Genomic DNA, 16125 nt, shown 5'->3' on the forward strand with positions numbered 1-16125 from the left:
TTAACTCTTCTCAATATCACTAATATGATGCTCCCAAGCTTTAGCAGAAATTTGTATTTCAATAATTAAAAGTGCTAATGATGCTATAAGTAAAATTAGTGCTAATCCAAAAATCCAAACTGCAATAGTATTTTGTTTTATGTAAATTAAAAACATAGTCAGTACACAAAAAAGTAAACTAGTAATTCCCAAAATTTGCATATATCTGGTAAGATACAAGCGATGTTTTATATTTTTAATTTGTTTAAAAAAACGCTCATCATGATTCTTTTGGTATTTATCATACAAATCCCTAATTGCAGATGTGTATGCTATAAACCTGTTAGTATAGGCTAACATAATTAATGAAATTGCAGAAAATAAAAGTGCAGGCGTCGTTAATGTAAGCTGTTCCATGAAAACAATTTTATACAAAGTTATTGATTTATAAACGAATAATTTTGATGATTGATAACTAACGCATTCTGGGTATTTCACATATCCTAATTGTGTGATGTTAGAAGTCTATCTAGTACCAATGTTTTATATTTGTATAATTGCTTGAATGAAGATTTATTTTACTAACATATCACTATTGCTAATCTTTTTATGGAGTAGCGTAAACATAACCAATGGACAAACATTCCAAAGGGTTGAAGATGTTGTTGGTGTTGGTGTTTTAGAGAGGAATAATGGTGTTGCAGTAGCAGATTATGATGGTGATAACGATTTAGATGTTTTTGTTGTTGCCAATGCTGTTGAAAATAATACCTCAGAAGCATCAAAAAGCAAGTTATTCAGAAATAATAATAATGGTACGTTTACTGATGTTACAGAAAGCTCTGGCTTAACCAATTTATTAACTTCAGAAGATGTAACGAGTACTACTCTGGCACAAGCGGGACACAAATTAGGTGTGTTTTGGGGAGATATAAATAATGATGGTTTCCCAGATATACTGTTTACACATGTTTTTAAAATCCAGCTGTTTTTAAATCAAGGCAATGGTACGTTTCTAGATATAACGGAAATTTCAGGTCTACCAGAAGTAAACGGTTGTGTGAATACAGGAGCCTCATGGTTTGATTATAATAATGATGGGTTTTTAGATGTATACATTAGCGATTGGAATAGATGTACAGGCAATACATTTTACAGGAATAATGGTAATAATACATTTACAAATGTTACTGAAGCAAGTGGATTGATAGAACCAGTAAGTAGATTTGGATACACACCTTTTCCTTTTGATATCAATGAAGACGGTTGGATGGATCTTATTGTAGCTAACGATTTAGATCGATCTAATTATTTATATATAAACCAGAGTGGAATGTCCTTTACAGATCAAGCATCAACCTATGGTTTGGATAATGGAATAGACGATATGGCTATTGTTATTAATGATTTTGATAATGATAATGATTTTGATTTTTTTATTACCGGTATAGATGAAAATTCACTTTTAGTAAATAACGGAAATAATAACTTTGAAGATAAAGCCTCAGAGTTTGATTTAATAGGATTAGGTTGGGCTTGGGGTGCTCGTTTTGCGGATTTTGATTTAGATGGTGATGAAGATTTATATATATTAAATGGCTATAGTTTTGAAGGTAGAGGTGATGAACAAAATAGATATTATAAAAATTTAATTCAGGAAGGTCAAAATACTTTTCAAGATGAATCCAATACATCGGGATTAGCAGAAATTACCAAAAGTGTTGAAGCTCTTGATTTTGATTATGATAATGATGGAGATTTGGATTTATTTGTTACAAATGGAGAGTCTAAATCGTTTTTTTATGAAAATAAACTTTTAAATTTTGATGAAACTTCAACTTTAAAATGGTTTAAAGTAAGCTTAGAAGGAACCACTTCAAACAGAAGTGCTATTGGAACTAAACTAGAACTCTCTACTTCAGAAGGTAACATCATCCGTTACTTTAATGGTGTTGGTTTTCTAAGTCAAAGTATGCAACCGGTTCATTTCGGGTTGCCTTCAAATGCTATTATTAATCAACTAAAAATAAGTTGGCCGTCTGGTTTAGTAGAAACACTTCAACTAATAGAGACTAATACTTTTATAAAAGCGATTGAAGGAAATGGATATACGGTGTTAAATATTCAACCCAGCCAAAAAGCTTATGGATGTATTGATCCAGAGTCTTGTAATTATAACCCTTTAGCCATATTGGATGATGGTTCTTGTGAGTATTTAACCTCGAAAGTTATTAGCGGTTCAGATACATCATCTTTTTTCAAAACGGAAACATACATGTATCCTTTAGAAGATGAAGCAACCGCAATCTGGGAAATAACAGGAGGAGAATTATTGGATGGCCAAAATTCAGAAGCCATAACAGTAAGATGGCATATTGAAGCAGAAGGTAGGATTTCTGTGCGAGAATTTAATAATTCATGTTTTAGTGAACCTGTGGTTAAAACGGTAATATTAAATACTCAAAATATTCCAGAAAACACATCTATTGCTAGATTATGGAATGAGGCTTTGCTGGAAGCCATTCGAAACGATTTTGCGAGACCAACCGTTCATGCTAGAAACTTATTTCATGCCAGTATAGCGGTGTATGATGCTTGGGCTATTTATAGTAAAGAAGCACGACCCTATTTAATTGGAAATACTGTAAGAGGATTTACTAGCGAGCTTTTAAGTTTTACACCATTAGAATCTGTAGAAGAGTCAAGAAAAAAAGCTATTAGTTATGCTGCTTATAGATTATTAAGTCATCGATTCAGGATTTCTCCTGGAGTAATAGAAACACAAGAACGATTAGATTTAATCATGGCACAATTAGGATACGATTTGAATTTCACTGATTCTGATTATATTTCTGGAGATGCTCGTGCATTAGGGAACTATATAGGTCAGACATTAATAGCTTATGGAAATCAAGATGGAGCTAGAGAGCAATCCGATTATAATAATGCATTTTATCAACCAATTAACTTTCCGTTAAACCCTAATTTGACGAATGATTTTCTTACCACGAATCCAAACAGGTGGCAGCCGCTAAGTTTAAATGGTTTTGTAGATCAAAGTGGAAACCTCATAGAAGGCGATGTTATTGATTTTTTAAGTCCAGAATGGGGTGCTGTAAATGGTTTTGCTTTAACAGATAATGAAAAAACAATATACAATAGAGGTGGTAACACATACAGTGTTTTTAATGACCCTGATGCTCCACCTTATCTAAACGAAAATGATACGAGATCTTCCAAATCATATAAATGGGGGTTTTCCATGGTTTCAGTTTGGCAATCACATTTAGATACCTCAGATAATGTTTTCTGGGATATTTCACCCAAAACTATAGGCAATATTAATTTTAATAGTTTGCCAACTAATTATGAAGAGTATCCTGATTTTTATAAATTTTTTGAAGGAGGAGATATTAGTCAGGGAAGAGATATAAACCCAATCACGCAACAACCGTATGAAGAACAAGTTGTTCCAAGAGGTGATTATGCAAGAGTTTTAGCAGAGTTTTGGGCAGATGGCCCAGATTCAGAAACCCCGCCGGGGCATTGGTTTACAATTTTGAATTATGTAAACGATAATCCTTTTTTAGAAAAGCGATTTAAAGGAGAAGGAGAGACTCTTAGTCCTTTAGAATGGGATGTAAAATCATATTTTATTTTAGGAGGCGCAATGCATGATGCTGCAATATCAGCATGGAGTATTAAAGGATGGTACGATTATATTAGACCTATTTCAGCAATTAGATATATGGCATCTAGAGGGCAAAGTTCAGATAATACTGCTCCAAATTATAATATGGAAGGTATAGAATTAATCCCAGACTATATCGAATTGGTTTCAGAAAACGATCCGCTATCTGGAATAAATGGAGAGCATATTAATAAAATAAAATTATATACTTGGAAAGGGCATAACTTTATAAACAATACAGAAACAGATGTGGCAGGTGTAGGCTGGATTCTAGCTGAAGATTGGTGGCCGTATCAAAGACCCAATTTTGTAACACCACCTTTTGCAGGATACGTTTCTGGACATTCAACATATTCTAGAGCCGCCGCTGAGGTGCTTGCAGCTATTACAGGGAGTGAGTTTTTTCCAGGAGGCTTGGGTGAATTTAAAGCTGAAAAAAATAAATTTTTGGTTTTTGAGGAAGGGCCATCAATTGATATCAACTTACAATGGGCTACTTATCAAGATGCTTCAGACCAATGTAGTTTATCCAGGATTTGGGGAGGGATACATCCACCTGCAGATGACATTCCAGGTAGAATTATAGGTAAGAAAGTGGGAATAGATGCGTTTAATTTTGCTGTTCCATATTTTAGTTCTCGTGGTAAAAATTCTAATCGTTTGGAAGTATTCCCATCTCCCGTTTTAAATAGTAAGATAACTATTTTAAATTCAGATATGAGTGATAAACTTTTAGTTTTTGATATGGTTGGAAGGCAAATTATACCACAAAACAAAATCTATAATAGTAATGCCAACGCTGTAGAAATAGAATTGCCTACGAGTTTAGCTTCAGGTTTTTATGTTATTAGAAAAAATAGTCAATCAAAAATTATTGTTGTCAAAAAAAATAAAGGACAATAAAGTTTCCAAGATAAACATACAGCCACATGCAAGAAGATTTTTTACACTACATCTGGAAACACAAGAAAATTAATTTTAATAATCTAAAAACAACCAAAGGGGAAGCTATTGTTATCTCTAGCGTAGGGCAACATAACTTTAATTCTGGTCCAGATTTCTTTAACGCAAAAATTAAAATAGGAGAGCAGCTTTGGGCAGGAAATCTAGAAATTCATTTAAAATCTTCAGATTGGTTTTTACATAATCATGAACAAGATAAAGCTTATGATAATGTTATTTTACATGTAGTGTGGGATGATGATACAGAGGTGTTTAGAAAAGATAACTCAGTAATACCTACTTTAGAATTGAAGAATTATATAGATAAGTCCTTATTAAATAACTATGAAAAATTACTATCAAAAAAAGATAAATGGATTAATTGTGAAAATGATTTTGCTTTAACAGATCAATTCGTTTTAGATCATTGGTTAGAACGCCTATATTTTGAGCGTTTAGATAGAAAATCGAATACTATCCAAAATTTATTGCAAACTTCTAAGAACGATTGGGAAGCGGTTCTTTTCAAAATGCTAACTAAAAATTTTGGATTAAAAGTAAATGGCGATGCCTTTTTTAGTTTAGGTAATTCAATTGATTTTTCAATAATAAGGAAGACGCAATCTAATCAACAAATTATTGAAGCCTTGCTATTTGGGCAATCTGGGTTGCTAAATGAGGAAGTAGAACATCCATATTACTCAAATTTGGTTAAAGAGTACGATTTCTTAAAGCAAAAATTTAATCTTCAAAACAGTCAGGTTTTACCATTACAGTTTTTTAGGCTTAGACCACCAAACTTTCCAACAATCCGTTTATCTCAATTAGCGAGTTTATACAACAAACATCAAAATTTATTTTCAAAAGTTGTTAAAATAAATCAGAGAGAAGATTTTTATGAGCTCTTCAAAGTTTCTACTTCTGAATTTTGGAAAACGCATTATACTTTTCAAAAAGAATCAAAGGCTTCAACTAAAATGATATCAAAATCATTTATTGATTTATTATTAATTAATACGATTTTACCTCTAAAATTTAGTTATGCAAAACAGAAAGGAGAAGAAGTAAATACTGATTTAATTGAACTGGCATCAACAATAACTTCTGAAAAAAATACGATTATAGAGACTTTCAATAAACTTAAAAAAGTTTCAAAATCTGCATTACAGTCGCAGTCTTTAATTCAACTCAAAACAGAGTATTGTGACAAAAATAAATGTTTGCAATGTGCCATAGGAAATTCATTAATCAATAAATAAGGCATAAACTTTTTAAACTAAAAAAGTAAGTCTTAAATTGCAACATGAACAGTATTTATAAACCTTTATTGTTTTTTCAAAAACACGGATATTATGTATGTCAGCGTATTGCAGACCGTTTTGGTATAAGAGCAAAAGTGGTTAGAACATCTTTTATGTACATAACCTTTGTTACTGTAGGATTTGGGTTTGCATTATACATGTTTCTGGCATTTTGGATGCGTATTAAAGATTTAATATATACAAAACGGTCATCGGTTTTTGATTTATGAATCCACTTATAAAATTTTTTAGAACAAAAATTTATACAGCTGTATTAATGCTAATCATTATTCTAATGGTTGGTGTTTTTGGTTATGTTATGATATCGGGATATTCCTGGATCGATGCTTTGTATATGACAGTTATAACCATGACTACTGTTGGTTTTGGGGAGGTAGTTCCGTTGGACGACGAGTCTAAGATTTTTACAATTTTTTTAATTTTAGCTAGTATCGTTATAGTGGGTTATGCTTTATCTATTATCACTGAATATATTTTAAGCAAAAATGATGTTGAAGAATTAAAACACAAAAAGATGCAAAAAAAGATTGATAGCTTTAAAAACCACATCGTTATTTGTGGCTATGGTAGAAATGGTAAACAAGCTGCAAGAAAACTAGCAGCTTACAAAAAGCAATTTGTAGTTATTGAGAAAGATAAGGAGATGGAAGAGCGATTACAATTAGATGAAGTGCCTTATGTTATAGGAAATGCAAATGAAGATGAGGTTTTGGTAACAGCAGGTGTAGATCGAGCAGCATGTTTTATTTCAGCTTTACCTAACGATGCTGATAATTTGTTTGTGGTACTTTCTACAAGACAATTGAATAGTAAGATTACTATAATTAGTCGTGCATCTAATGAATCGTCTTATAATAAATTAAAATTTGCTGGAGCAGATAATGTCATTCTTCCAGATAAAATAGGAGGGGATCATATGGCCTCATTGGTTGTGGTTCCCGGATTAATGGAGTTTATAGATAATCTTTCTATTGTTGGCAAATCAGATATTAATATTGAGGAAGTCGCTGTTGAGAAATTTTATGATTCTAAAAAACCTAAAACAATTAAAGATTTGGATCTTCGTAAAAAAACAGGATGTACCGTTATTGGGTACAAAGATGAAAACGGAGAATATACAGTAAATCCCGGTGCAGAAATGAAATTAGCTAGACGATCAAAGATTATAGTTTTAGGGCGTCCTGAGCAAATTGAAGCTCTAAATTCAGAATACGATATTAATTAGCAATTTTGCTATTTTAACAGCCTTTGTTTTAAAAAATCATTTTTTTTTAGCATCTTGCTGTCATCTAGTAAGAATCTTTCAATAAAAACTAACTAACACAATCCTTATGAAGAAATATCTTCTATCAATTTTTACATTAATAACTCCAGTTTTAATAATTGCTCAAGAAACAGCCGAAAAAGGTTTAGACCAACGTATAGATGAAGCATTTCAACCAGTAGCTGATGGTTTTTTTGATTTTATATTCTTTCCAATTTACAAAAGTGATGCCATTACCATTCCTTTTGTACTAGTATTATTGGTTGGTAGTGCACTATTTTTTACTATTTATTTCAAGTTTCCTAATATTTTTCACTTCAAAACAGCTATAAATGTCGTAAGAGGTAAGTTTGATGATGTAGATCATCCAGTTGTGGAACCAGCTTATGGTGATGTAACACCAGGAGGGGATTCTATAGAAACAATAAGAGATGAAAGTGAAGAAGGAGAAGTATCTCACTTTCAAGCATTAGCAACTGCAGTTTCCGGTACCGTAGGAAATGGAAATATTGCTGGTGTAGCTTTGGCAATTGCTTTAGGTGGACCTGGAGCAACATTTTGGATGATTGTATGTGGTTTGTTAGGTATGTCTACCAAGTTTGTTGAGTGTACTTTGGGGGTTCAATATAGAGATGTTGGTGAAGATGGGACAGTTTATGGCGGACCAATGTACTACATTAGTAAAGGTTTAAAAGAAAAAGGCTTTGGAATGGTAGGTAAAATTGCTGCAGTGTTTTTTGCAATTTTTTGTATTGGTGGTTCTTTTGGTGGAGGTAATGCTGCACAATCAAACCAAGCAACTATTGTACTAAAAGAATTGATGGGTTTAGAAAGCACAAGTGCTGGTGCCATTATAGGATTGGTACTCGCAGTTTTAGTTGGTATAATAATTATTGGAGGTATTAAAAGAATTGCGCAAGTAACTGAAAAAGTTGTTCCTTTTATGGCTGTTATGTATTTAATAGCATGTTTATACATAATCGGAAGTAACTTTTCTTTTATAGATGATGCTTTCGGATTAATTTTTAGAGAAGCATTTAATCCAACAGCTTTTGGAGTTGGTAGTATCATTGGAGTTTTATTAGTAGGATTCCAAAGAGCAGCCTTTTCAAATGAAGCTGGTGCTGGTTCAGCATCTATTGCGCACTCAGCTGTAAAAACAAAATATTCAGCTTCTGAAGGTTTAGTGGCATTGTTAGAACCTTTTATTGATACAGTTGTTATCTGCACAATGACGGCTTTAGTAATTATCATATTCAATTTTGGTGGTGGTGATGGTGCAATATTCCAATACGGTGGTGATGGTTCTGGAGCAGTGTTAATTGACGGTGTTGCTTATGAGGGTGCAGGAATTACGTCACAAGCATTTGCAGCTTATATACCTTATTCTAATGTGTTCTTAACTATTGCAGTTGTTTTATTCGCCGTATCAACTATGATATCATGGTCTTACTACGGATTACAATCTTGGAAATTTTTATTCGGTAGAGGTAAAGCAGCAGATTTAACATACAAATTATTATTCTTATTATTTGTAATCATAGGTGCTGCAGCTAGTATGGGATCTATCTGGAAATTCTCAGATGCTATGATTTTTGCTATGATATTTCCAAATATGGTTGGTTTATATTTCTTATTCCCAGTTGTTAAAAAACAATTAAATAGATATCTTGGTGCTATAAAAGACGCAAAAGAATAAATAACATAAATAAATTATATGAAATCCCATTTCACGTTTTCAAGAAAACAACGGAATGGGATTTTTTTATTACTAATACTTATAGTAATTTTTCAATGTATTTACTTTTTTGTTGATTTTTCACCCAAAGAAGTTCCAATTAATCAAGAAGAACTTTCAAGATTTACTAAAGAAATAGATTCTTTAAGGCGCATTGAAATTGAATCAAGACAACCAAAAATTTATCCATTCAACCCTAATTTTATTACAGATTATAAAGGAGCAACTATAGGAATGTCTAATGAAGAAATAGATAGACTATTAACATTCCGAAAACAAGATAAATGGATTAACTCAGCAGAACAGTTTCAAAACGTTACAAAGGTTTCAGATTCTCTATTAGCAACAATATCACCGTATTTTAAATTTCCAGAATGGGTTACAAACCCTCAACCTAAAAGCAATCCCTCTTTTAATTACAATAATAAACCCAAAACCTACGCGCAAAAACAAGATTTAAACACAGCAACAGCACTACAGCTTCAAGATGTAAATGGTGTTGGCAAAGTATTGTCAAACCGTATTATAAAATTCAGAAACAAATCAAAAGGCGGATTTATAGCAGATGTGCAATTAAACGATATTTACGGTTTAACCCCAGAAACTATTCAAAAAATAACCAACCACTTTACTGTAAAAACACCAAAGGCAGTTAAAAAAATAAATATAAATATAGCCACCATTGACGATTTGGTTACCATCCCTCATATAGATTATGATTTGGCACACAACATCATAGAACAGCGACAGCTTCGTGAAGGATATAAAACAATAAACGAATTAACAAAAGTTAAGGACTTTCCCGTAAATAAAATCAAGATAATTGAATTATATTTGCACTTCGAAAAAGAAAACTAAATGAATAGCATGTACTTCACCGAAGAGCATAACCTTTTTAGAAAAAGCCTTCAACATTTTTTAAAGAAAGAAGTAGTTCCACACATCGATAAATGGGAAAAGTCAGGAACTATTGAGCGTTTCATCTGGAAAGAATTTGGAGAAATGGGGTTCTTTGGTATAAATTACCCAGAAGCTTACGGGGGCATGAACCTCGATTTGTTTTACACCATTATCTTTTTAGAAGAACTTCAAAAAATAAATTCAGGTGGTTTTGCAGCAGCAATTTGGGCACATGCATATTTAGCCATGACGCACTTAAATGCTGAAGGGGATGAAGCTATCAAACAAAAATACTTAGTACCAAGTATAGCAGGCGATAAAATAGGCTGTTTAGCAATTACAGAGCCATTTGGAGGAAGTGATGTGGCAGGCATGCGAACTACTGCAGTAAAAGATGGCGACCATTACATCATAAATGGGTCAAAAACATTCATAACAAATGGAGTAACCAGCGATTATTTAGTGGTAGCCGCAAAAACCGCTTCAGAGCTTGGTAATAAAGGTATTAGCATATTTGTTTTAGATAGAGATATGGAAGGTATATCAGCAACCAAACTAGATAAACTAGGATGGCGTGCATCAGATACTGGAGAAATAGCCTTTGATAACGTAAAAGTACCTACAGAAAACCTCTTAGGTAAAGAAAATCAAGGCTTTTCATATATTATGCAACACTTTTCTTTAGAGCGCTTAATTATGGGTGTTAATGCCCACGCACGTGCAGAATTCGCCTTAGAGTACGCCCTTCAATACATGAGCGAACGTCATGCCTTTGGTAAGACCATCGATAAATTTCAAGCCCTAAGGCACAGCTTAGCAGATTTATATACAGAAATGGAGTTTTGTAAAACTTTTAACTACGCCATAACAGCCAGATTAGATAAGGGCGAGTATGTTGTAAAGGAAGCAACCATGTCTAAGCTAAAGTCCACAAAAGTTGCTGACGATGTTATATATCAATGCCTACAATTCTTAGGTGGTTACGGTTACATGGAAGAGTACCCAATGGCCAGATTACTCCGCGATAGTAGGTTGGGGCCAATAGGAGGTGGGACTTCAGAGATACTCAGAGAAATACTTGCTAAAATTATTATCGATAAAAAAGAATATAAGCCAGTAACTTAAATTACTTTGTTTTTAAACTTATAATTTGGGCGCCTGCTTACCGATATGCAGGTTATTACAAGGGTCGGGCTTTCCCACTATATCTTTTTAAACGTCATAGCGAGGAGCGAGCGACGTAGCTATCTGTTTATTATTTACTTCAAAAGCAATTCAGTACATGTCTATTTTAAAAAGGATGCCGTTTCTCCCGATAGCTATCGGGACTAACGCAAGAGTGTTTGCTAAATTTAGTTTTATAGCCTAAACGTTAGTTTTTTTGAGGAGTTCGTTTAACGTTTATGTATATGGAAAGTTGCGTGTTTGTGTGCGAGGATTTTCCGAAGGAAAATCAGAAGCTAGCAAACGAGCAACTAACTTTGGTTTAGCTAAAACTAGCAATTTTTTTTATACGGTGTTAGCCATTGTTATTTTATTATTCAGGCCTATTTGAAAATATACGTTCCTTTTTATTTTTCAAATCAGTATTAATTATCTCAAGTAGTTTTATCGTTTCTTGTGTATTGCACGCATAAAAAAGAGGCTTATCTACAAGTGCTTTATTTAATCTGTATTTAGTAAATTTAGTATAATAGAATTTTTTAGAAAGGTTGGAGTCTAAATAGCTTAACTCGTAGCAGAAATAAAAATCGTTTAATTTTTTTTGTTTTAAATTAGTTTTGAACTTAAATCCTAATACGAATTCTTGGTTGCTTTCTAATGAAATATTTAAGGGATTATTTTTTTGTGTATCTGAATATATTATTTCTCCACTTTCACTAATAATATATTTTCTATATGCTATTGATTTTGCAGTCCTCTTTCCAATATTCTGAATATCGAGTTTAATATACTTTTCATCACTATTTATATCGGATAATTTAAGAGAACCATTATTAGATATATTAGGTCTTTCTGAATATATAATATTATCTAAGGTTTTTTTTGTGGCAATATTAAGACGCTCAATTGAATTTAATTGTAATCTATTAATGTTATGTAATTCAGAGTTAATTTCTTGAATTTTGCTTACCTCTCTTATTAGGCTATCATTTAACCTTTTAGAATTATCAAGTTGCACTTGGAAAAGACTATCGGATGCAATAGAGTTTTTACTGAATTGCATTACGCTTAGTTCAATAGATTTTTGTGAATAATACAGCGCAATTATAGCACATAGTAACGAAAGTAAAGAAATTGCATTTTCTTTAATTTTATTAATTAATGGTTGAATAAGTTTTACCAACTTCATAATTATAGAGTACAGAAACAAGACTAAAGAAATTATATTTGATTTAATTTTTTTTACAGTTAGTTGTACAATATTTGTCAACTTATTCATTGATTCACTCGGTTTTTTTAATAATGGCTAATGTTTTTACGGATATGCGTCGTTTTAATGACTTATATCCGACGTTAAACGAATATAGAAGAAAATTTTTACAAAGTCAAGTCTAAAAAAACTATTTTAAAAATTGCAAACTCTAAATTACTTTTTATATTTGCACCCGAAAAATTCTAAAAGAGAGGAGGTTAAGACACTATGTTAATAATTCCAGTTAAAGAAGGAGAAAATATAGATAGAGCGTTAAAGCGTTACAAACGTAAGTTTGTAAAAACAACGATTAAAAATCAGTTGCAAGAACGTAAGCAGTTTACTAAACCTTCTGTAGCACGCAGAGCACAAGTTCAAAAAGCGCAATACATACAGTCATTAAAAGACGCAGAAGAAGTTTAATAAATTTCTTTTTGAATATTTAAATCCCGCCAAAAGCGGGATTTTTTATTTACTATTATTCATAAAGAGTATTTTGTTTTGTTAATAATAAGAAGTGTATTAACAGGCATCTCATAAAAGAAATCCTTAAAAAAAACTACCCAAAACACGTTCGTAAAAAATATTAAAAGTTGTAACTTAGAAATTTCAAACCAAATTATGTCGTTCCAACAGTTTACAGAATACTTACTCTTAGAAAAAAAATATTCAGCATTAACTGTAAACGCTTATCAAACCGATTTAGAAGCCTTTTTGTTTTTTATTCAAAACGAATACGACGAAAAATCAATTAACAAAGTCAACTATTCACAAATAAGAAGTTGGATAGTGGCATTGGTAGAGAGTGGGCTATCAAACCGAAGTGTAAACCGTAAAGTATCAGCCTTAAATACCTATTACAAGTTTCTAATTAAAACAGGAGCTATCAAACTCAATCCATTATTAAAACATAAAGCTTTAAAAACGAGTAAAAAAGTTCAGGTACCATTTTCAGAACAAGAAATAGAAACTGTTTTAAACGAATTAAACTTTGCTGATGATTTTGAAAGTTTAAGGAACAAATTTGTTATAGAATTATTCTATTCCACAGGAATAAGAAGAATAGAGTTGGTAGAACTCAAACTATCCAGTATAGATCTGCATAACAAAACGTTAAAAGTTCTTGGAAAAAGAAATAAAGAGCGCATCGTACCGTTATTGAAATCTGTAGTGCAAACAGCAAACAAGTATTTAAATCAGAGAAGCGAGTTAGAAACCATTACAGATAAGGAGCACCTTTTTTTAACGAAAAAAGGTATTAAAATATACGAAACACTTGTTTACAGAATAATAAATGAGTATTTTAGTTTGGCATCTTCAAAAGTAAAAAAGAGCCCGCATATACTTAGGCACTCTTTTGCTACACATTTGTTAAACCAAGGTGCAGATTTAAATGCTGTTAAGGAGCTTCTAGGGCATTCCAGTTTGGCTGCAACGCAAGTTTATACGCACAATAGTATAGCAGAATTAAAAAAAGTGCACATACAAGCTCACCCAAGAAGTAAAAAGTAAAATAGTATTTAAGTGTATTGTCTAACCAAAAAGAGTATTATGAAAGTAAACACACAATCAGTAAATTTTAATGCCGACCAAAAATTGATTCAGTTTATCCAAAAGCGTATGGATAAATTGGATATGTATTATGATAAAGTTATTAAATCTGATGTTTTTTTAAAGGTTGAAAATACCAGTGATAAAGAGAATAAAATTTTTGAAGCAAAAGTAAGTGTACCAGGAGATAGCTTAATAGTTAAGAAACAATGTAAAACCTTTGAAGAAGGTGCAGATATGGCTGTTGCATCACTACAAAGACAACTAAAAAAGAGAAAAGAAAAATTAAGAGCACATTTATAATAAAATTTCTTAAAAAATGTTTTGAATAAAGTAAAAAATCTATACATTTGCAGTCCGTTAGAAATAGCGGGCTTTTTTTATGTGGTTTTTTTATAAAAATAACATGAAAAACGCCGATGTAGCTCAGCTGGCTAGAGCAGCTGATTTGTAATCAGCAGGTCGTGGGTTCGAGTCCCTCCATCGGCTCAAGTTCTTTAAAAAAATTGGAATAAGTTAATTGGGGAGATACTCAAGCGGCCAACGAGGGCAGACTGTAAATCTGCTGACTATGTCTTCGCAGGTTCGAATCCTGCTCTCCCCACATTTAATTTTTAATAAAGGCTTGTCAAAAGATTGCTTTTGTAAAGTTGTGTTTAAAAATTAATTGGATTGGTAACCAATCAGGATCAACGACCTGAGGGAGTTAATCTGACTTTTTTGATTTTTTGTTGAAATATTGAAGTTTTGATGAATGTAAATTTATCATAAAATTGCGGGAGTAGCTCAGTTGGTAGAGCGTCAGCCTTCCAAGCTGAATGTCGCCAGTTCGAACCTGGTCTCCCGCTCTAAAAATTCCTGCGAAGGCAGGAATCTCTTCTTTCAAATTAAATAATCTTTTGAAGATTGTTTTGAGAAAGAAAAGGGAATAAAAACTTTACGCCGGTGTAGCTCAGGGGTAGAGCGTTTCCTTGGTAAGGAAGAGGTCACGAGTTCAAATCTCGTCATTGGCTCTATTTAGAGTAAAAAATAGAATACACTAATATTATTATATAACTAAGATTAAAATTATTTAAAAACATGGCAAAGGCAACTTTCGATCGTTCAAAACCACACTTAAATATTGGTACAATTGGACACGTAGATCACGGTAAAACAACTTTAACTGCTGCTATTACTAAAGTATTAGCTGATGCAGGTTTATCTGAAGCAAGAGATTTCGATCAAATTGATAACGCTCCAGAAGAAAAAGAAAGAGGTATCACAATTAATACGTCTCACGTAGAATATCAAACACAAAATCGTCACTATGCACACGTAGATTGTCCAGGTCACGCCGATTACGTTAAGAACATGGTAACTGGTGCTGCACAAATGGATGGTGCTATATTAGTTGTAGCTGCAACTGATGGTCCTATGCCGCAAACTCGTGAGCACATCTTATTAGGTCGTCAAGTAGGAATTCCTCGTATCGTTGTTTTCTTAAACAAAGTTGATATGGTGGATGATGAAGAGTTATTAGAATTAGTAGATATGGAAGTTAGAGATTTATTAAACTTCTATGAGTATGATGGAGATAATGGTCCTGTAATTTCTGGTTCAGCTTTAGGTGCGCTTAATGGTGAGCAAAAGTGGGTTGATACTGTAATGGAATTAATGGCTGCTTGTGATGAGTGGATTGAAGAGCCTGTACGTGATATGGATAAGCCTTTCTTGATGCCTATAGAAGACGTATTCTCTATTACTGGTCGTGGTACTGTTGCAACTGGTAGAATTGAAACTGGTGTAGCTAACACAGGAGATCCTGTAGAGATTATCGGTATGGGTGCTGAGAAATTAACATCTACTATTACAGGTATCGAAATGTTCCGTCAAATATTAGATAGAGGTGAGGCTGGTGATAATGCAGGTATCTTATTAAGAGGTATTGAGAAATCTCAAATCTCTAGAGGTATGGTAATTACTAAACCAGGTTCTGTAACACCACATGCTAAATTTAAAGCTGAGGTTTATATCCTTAAGAAAGAAGAAGGTGGACGTCACACTCCATTTCATAATAACTACCGTCCACAGTTCTACGTTCGTACAACTGACGTAACAGGAAACATTGCGCTTCCTTCAGGAGTTGAGATGGTTATGCCTGGAGATAACTTAACTATTACTGTTGAGTTAATTCAACCAATTGCAATGAACGTAGGTTTACGTTTCGCTATCCGTGAAGGTGGTAGAACAGTTGGTGCAGGTCAAGTAACTGAGATATTAGACTAATACAGTTTAAATAAATATTGAGTTAAAGGTATTCCGTTTTTTCGGAATACCTTG

The 16125-nt window shown here is 32.7% G+C and carries 13 protein-coding genes and 4 tRNA genes; 15 read left to right on the forward strand and 2 right to left on the reverse strand.

What is annotated here, in order from left to right; genetic code table 11:
* The gene (locus Q0772_RS14885; protein WP_298346417.1) at positions 1-396 is read right to left on the reverse strand and encodes a DUF2721 domain-containing protein; all 396 of its coding nucleotides are present in this window, start codon (positions 394-396) and stop codon (positions 1-3) included.
* A gap of 148 nt (positions 397-544) precedes the next feature.
* On the opposite strand from Q0772_RS14885, the gene Q0772_RS14890 reads away from it, so the two are divergent.
* The 7 genes from Q0772_RS14890 (at position 545) to Q0772_RS14920 (ending at position 10961) form a co-directional block, all read left to right on the forward strand.
* On the forward strand, positions 545-4573 hold the full coding sequence (locus Q0772_RS14890) for an FG-GAP-like repeat-containing protein (RefSeq protein ID WP_298346419.1): 4029 nt from the start codon (positions 545-547) through the stop codon (positions 4571-4573).
* Between the two features lie 26 nt (positions 4574-4599).
* Positions 4600-5871, forward strand: a complete 1272-nt coding sequence (locus tag Q0772_RS14895) for a DUF2851 family protein (protein ID WP_298346421.1) — start codon at positions 4600-4602, stop codon at positions 5869-5871.
* A gap of 44 nt (positions 5872-5915) precedes the next feature.
* On the forward strand, positions 5916-6143 hold the full coding sequence (locus tag Q0772_RS14900; RefSeq protein ID WP_092851643.1) for a PspC domain-containing protein: 228 nt from the start codon (positions 5916-5918) through the stop codon (positions 6141-6143).
* On the forward strand, positions 6140-7159 hold the full coding sequence (locus Q0772_RS14905; RefSeq protein WP_298346428.1) for a potassium channel protein: 1020 nt from the start codon (positions 6140-6142) through the stop codon (positions 7157-7159). The genes Q0772_RS14900 and Q0772_RS14905 overlap by 4 nt, the downstream gene beginning before the upstream one ends.
* A gap of 106 nt (positions 7160-7265) precedes the next feature.
* On the forward strand, positions 7266-8897 hold the full coding sequence (locus Q0772_RS14910) for an alanine/glycine:cation symporter family protein (RefSeq protein ID WP_298346430.1): 1632 nt from the start codon (positions 7266-7268) through the stop codon (positions 8895-8897).
* Positions 8898-8915: 18 nt separating this feature from the next.
* Positions 8916-9794: a helix-hairpin-helix domain-containing protein gene (locus tag Q0772_RS14915; RefSeq protein WP_298346433.1), complete on the forward strand. Its 879-nt coding sequence runs from the start codon at positions 8916-8918 to the stop codon at positions 9792-9794.
* Positions 9795-10961 (forward strand): acyl-CoA dehydrogenase family protein, encoded by a 1167-nt coding sequence (locus tag Q0772_RS14920; protein ID WP_298346435.1) that lies wholly within the window; start codon positions 9795-9797, stop codon positions 10959-10961.
* 412 nt (positions 10962-11373) lie between these two features.
* Here Q0772_RS14920 and Q0772_RS14925 read toward each other — a convergent pair whose 3' ends face one another.
* Positions 11374-12189 (reverse strand): hypothetical protein, encoded by an 816-nt coding sequence (locus Q0772_RS14925; protein ID WP_298346438.1) that lies wholly within the window; start codon positions 12187-12189, stop codon positions 11374-11376.
* Between the two features lie 291 nt (positions 12190-12480).
* Between Q0772_RS14925 and rpsU the strand changes: the two genes are divergently transcribed.
* The 8 genes from rpsU to tuf all read left to right on the forward strand — a co-directional run bounded on the left by rpsU (position 12481) and on the right by tuf (position 16071).
* A complete protein-coding gene (rpsU, locus tag Q0772_RS14930; RefSeq protein WP_298346440.1) occupies positions 12481-12675 on the forward strand; it encodes a 30S ribosomal protein S21 in 195 nt (64 codons plus the stop codon).
* 198 nt (positions 12676-12873) lie between these two features.
* The gene (locus Q0772_RS14935; protein WP_298346442.1) at positions 12874-13764 is read left to right on the forward strand and encodes a tyrosine-type recombinase/integrase; all 891 of its coding nucleotides are present in this window, start codon (positions 12874-12876) and stop codon (positions 13762-13764) included.
* A gap of 39 nt (positions 13765-13803) precedes the next feature.
* Positions 13804-14106, forward strand: a complete 303-nt coding sequence (raiA, locus tag Q0772_RS14940) for a ribosome-associated translation inhibitor RaiA (protein ID WP_298346444.1) — start codon at positions 13804-13806, stop codon at positions 14104-14106.
* Positions 14107-14218: 112 nt separating this feature from the next.
* A tRNA-Thr gene (locus Q0772_RS14945) sits at positions 14219-14292 on the forward strand.
* Between the two features lie 33 nt (positions 14293-14325).
* A tRNA-Tyr gene (locus Q0772_RS14950) sits at positions 14326-14407 on the forward strand.
* Between the two features lie 171 nt (positions 14408-14578).
* Positions 14579-14651: transfer RNA gene (locus tag Q0772_RS14955), tRNA-Gly, on the forward strand.
* A 93-nt stretch (positions 14652-14744) separates the two neighbouring features.
* Positions 14745-14816 (forward strand) — tRNA-Thr (locus Q0772_RS14960).
* Positions 14817-14883: 67 nt separating this feature from the next.
* Complete coding sequence (tuf, locus tag Q0772_RS14965) at positions 14884-16071, forward strand: elongation factor Tu (protein WP_298346446.1); 1188 nt, start codon at positions 14884-14886, stop codon at positions 16069-16071.
* Positions 16072-16125: the final 54 nt, after the last annotated feature.

The organism is uncultured Algibacter sp. (assembly GCF_947490405.1).
Lineage (GTDB): Bacteria > Bacteroidota > Bacteroidia > Flavobacteriales > Flavobacteriaceae > Algibacter_B.

Excerpts from the sequence above, each read along its gene's own strand:
- Q0772_RS14920 (WP_298346435.1), top strand. The coding sequence starts at position 9,795 with ATGAATAGCATGTACTTCACCGAAGAGCATAACCTTTTTAGAAAAAGC.
- Q0772_RS14885 (WP_298346417.1), bottom strand. The coding sequence starts at position 396 with ATGGAACAGCTTACATTAACGACGCCTGCACTTTTATTTTCTGCAATT.
- Q0772_RS14905 (WP_298346428.1), top strand. The coding sequence starts at position 6,140 with ATGAATCCACTTATAAAATTTTTTAGAACAAAAATTTATACAGCTGTA.
- Q0772_RS14900 (WP_092851643.1), top strand. The coding sequence starts at position 5,916 with ATGAACAGTATTTATAAACCTTTATTGTTTTTTCAAAAACACGGATAT.
- Q0772_RS14895 (WP_298346421.1), top strand. The coding sequence starts at position 4,600 with ATGCAAGAAGATTTTTTACACTACATCTGGAAACACAAGAAAATTAAT.
- Q0772_RS14935 (WP_298346442.1), top strand. The coding sequence starts at position 12,874 with ATGTCGTTCCAACAGTTTACAGAATACTTACTCTTAGAAAAAAAATAT.
- tuf (WP_298346446.1), top strand. The coding sequence starts at position 14,884 with ATGGCAAAGGCAACTTTCGATCGTTCAAAACCACACTTAAATATTGGT.
- rpsU (WP_298346440.1), top strand. The coding sequence starts at position 12,481 with ATGTTAATAATTCCAGTTAAAGAAGGAGAAAATATAGATAGAGCGTTA.
- Q0772_RS14915 (WP_298346433.1), top strand. The coding sequence starts at position 8,916 with ATGAAATCCCATTTCACGTTTTCAAGAAAACAACGGAATGGGATTTTT.
- Q0772_RS14925 (WP_298346438.1), bottom strand. The coding sequence starts at position 12,189 with ATGAAGTTGGTAAAACTTATTCAACCATTAATTAATAAAATTAAAGAA.
- Q0772_RS14910 (WP_298346430.1), top strand. The coding sequence starts at position 7,266 with ATGAAGAAATATCTTCTATCAATTTTTACATTAATAACTCCAGTTTTA.
- Q0772_RS14890 (WP_298346419.1), top strand. The coding sequence starts at position 545 with ATGAAGATTTATTTTACTAACATATCACTATTGCTAATCTTTTTATGG.
- raiA (WP_298346444.1), top strand. The coding sequence starts at position 13,804 with ATGAAAGTAAACACACAATCAGTAAATTTTAATGCCGACCAAAAATTG.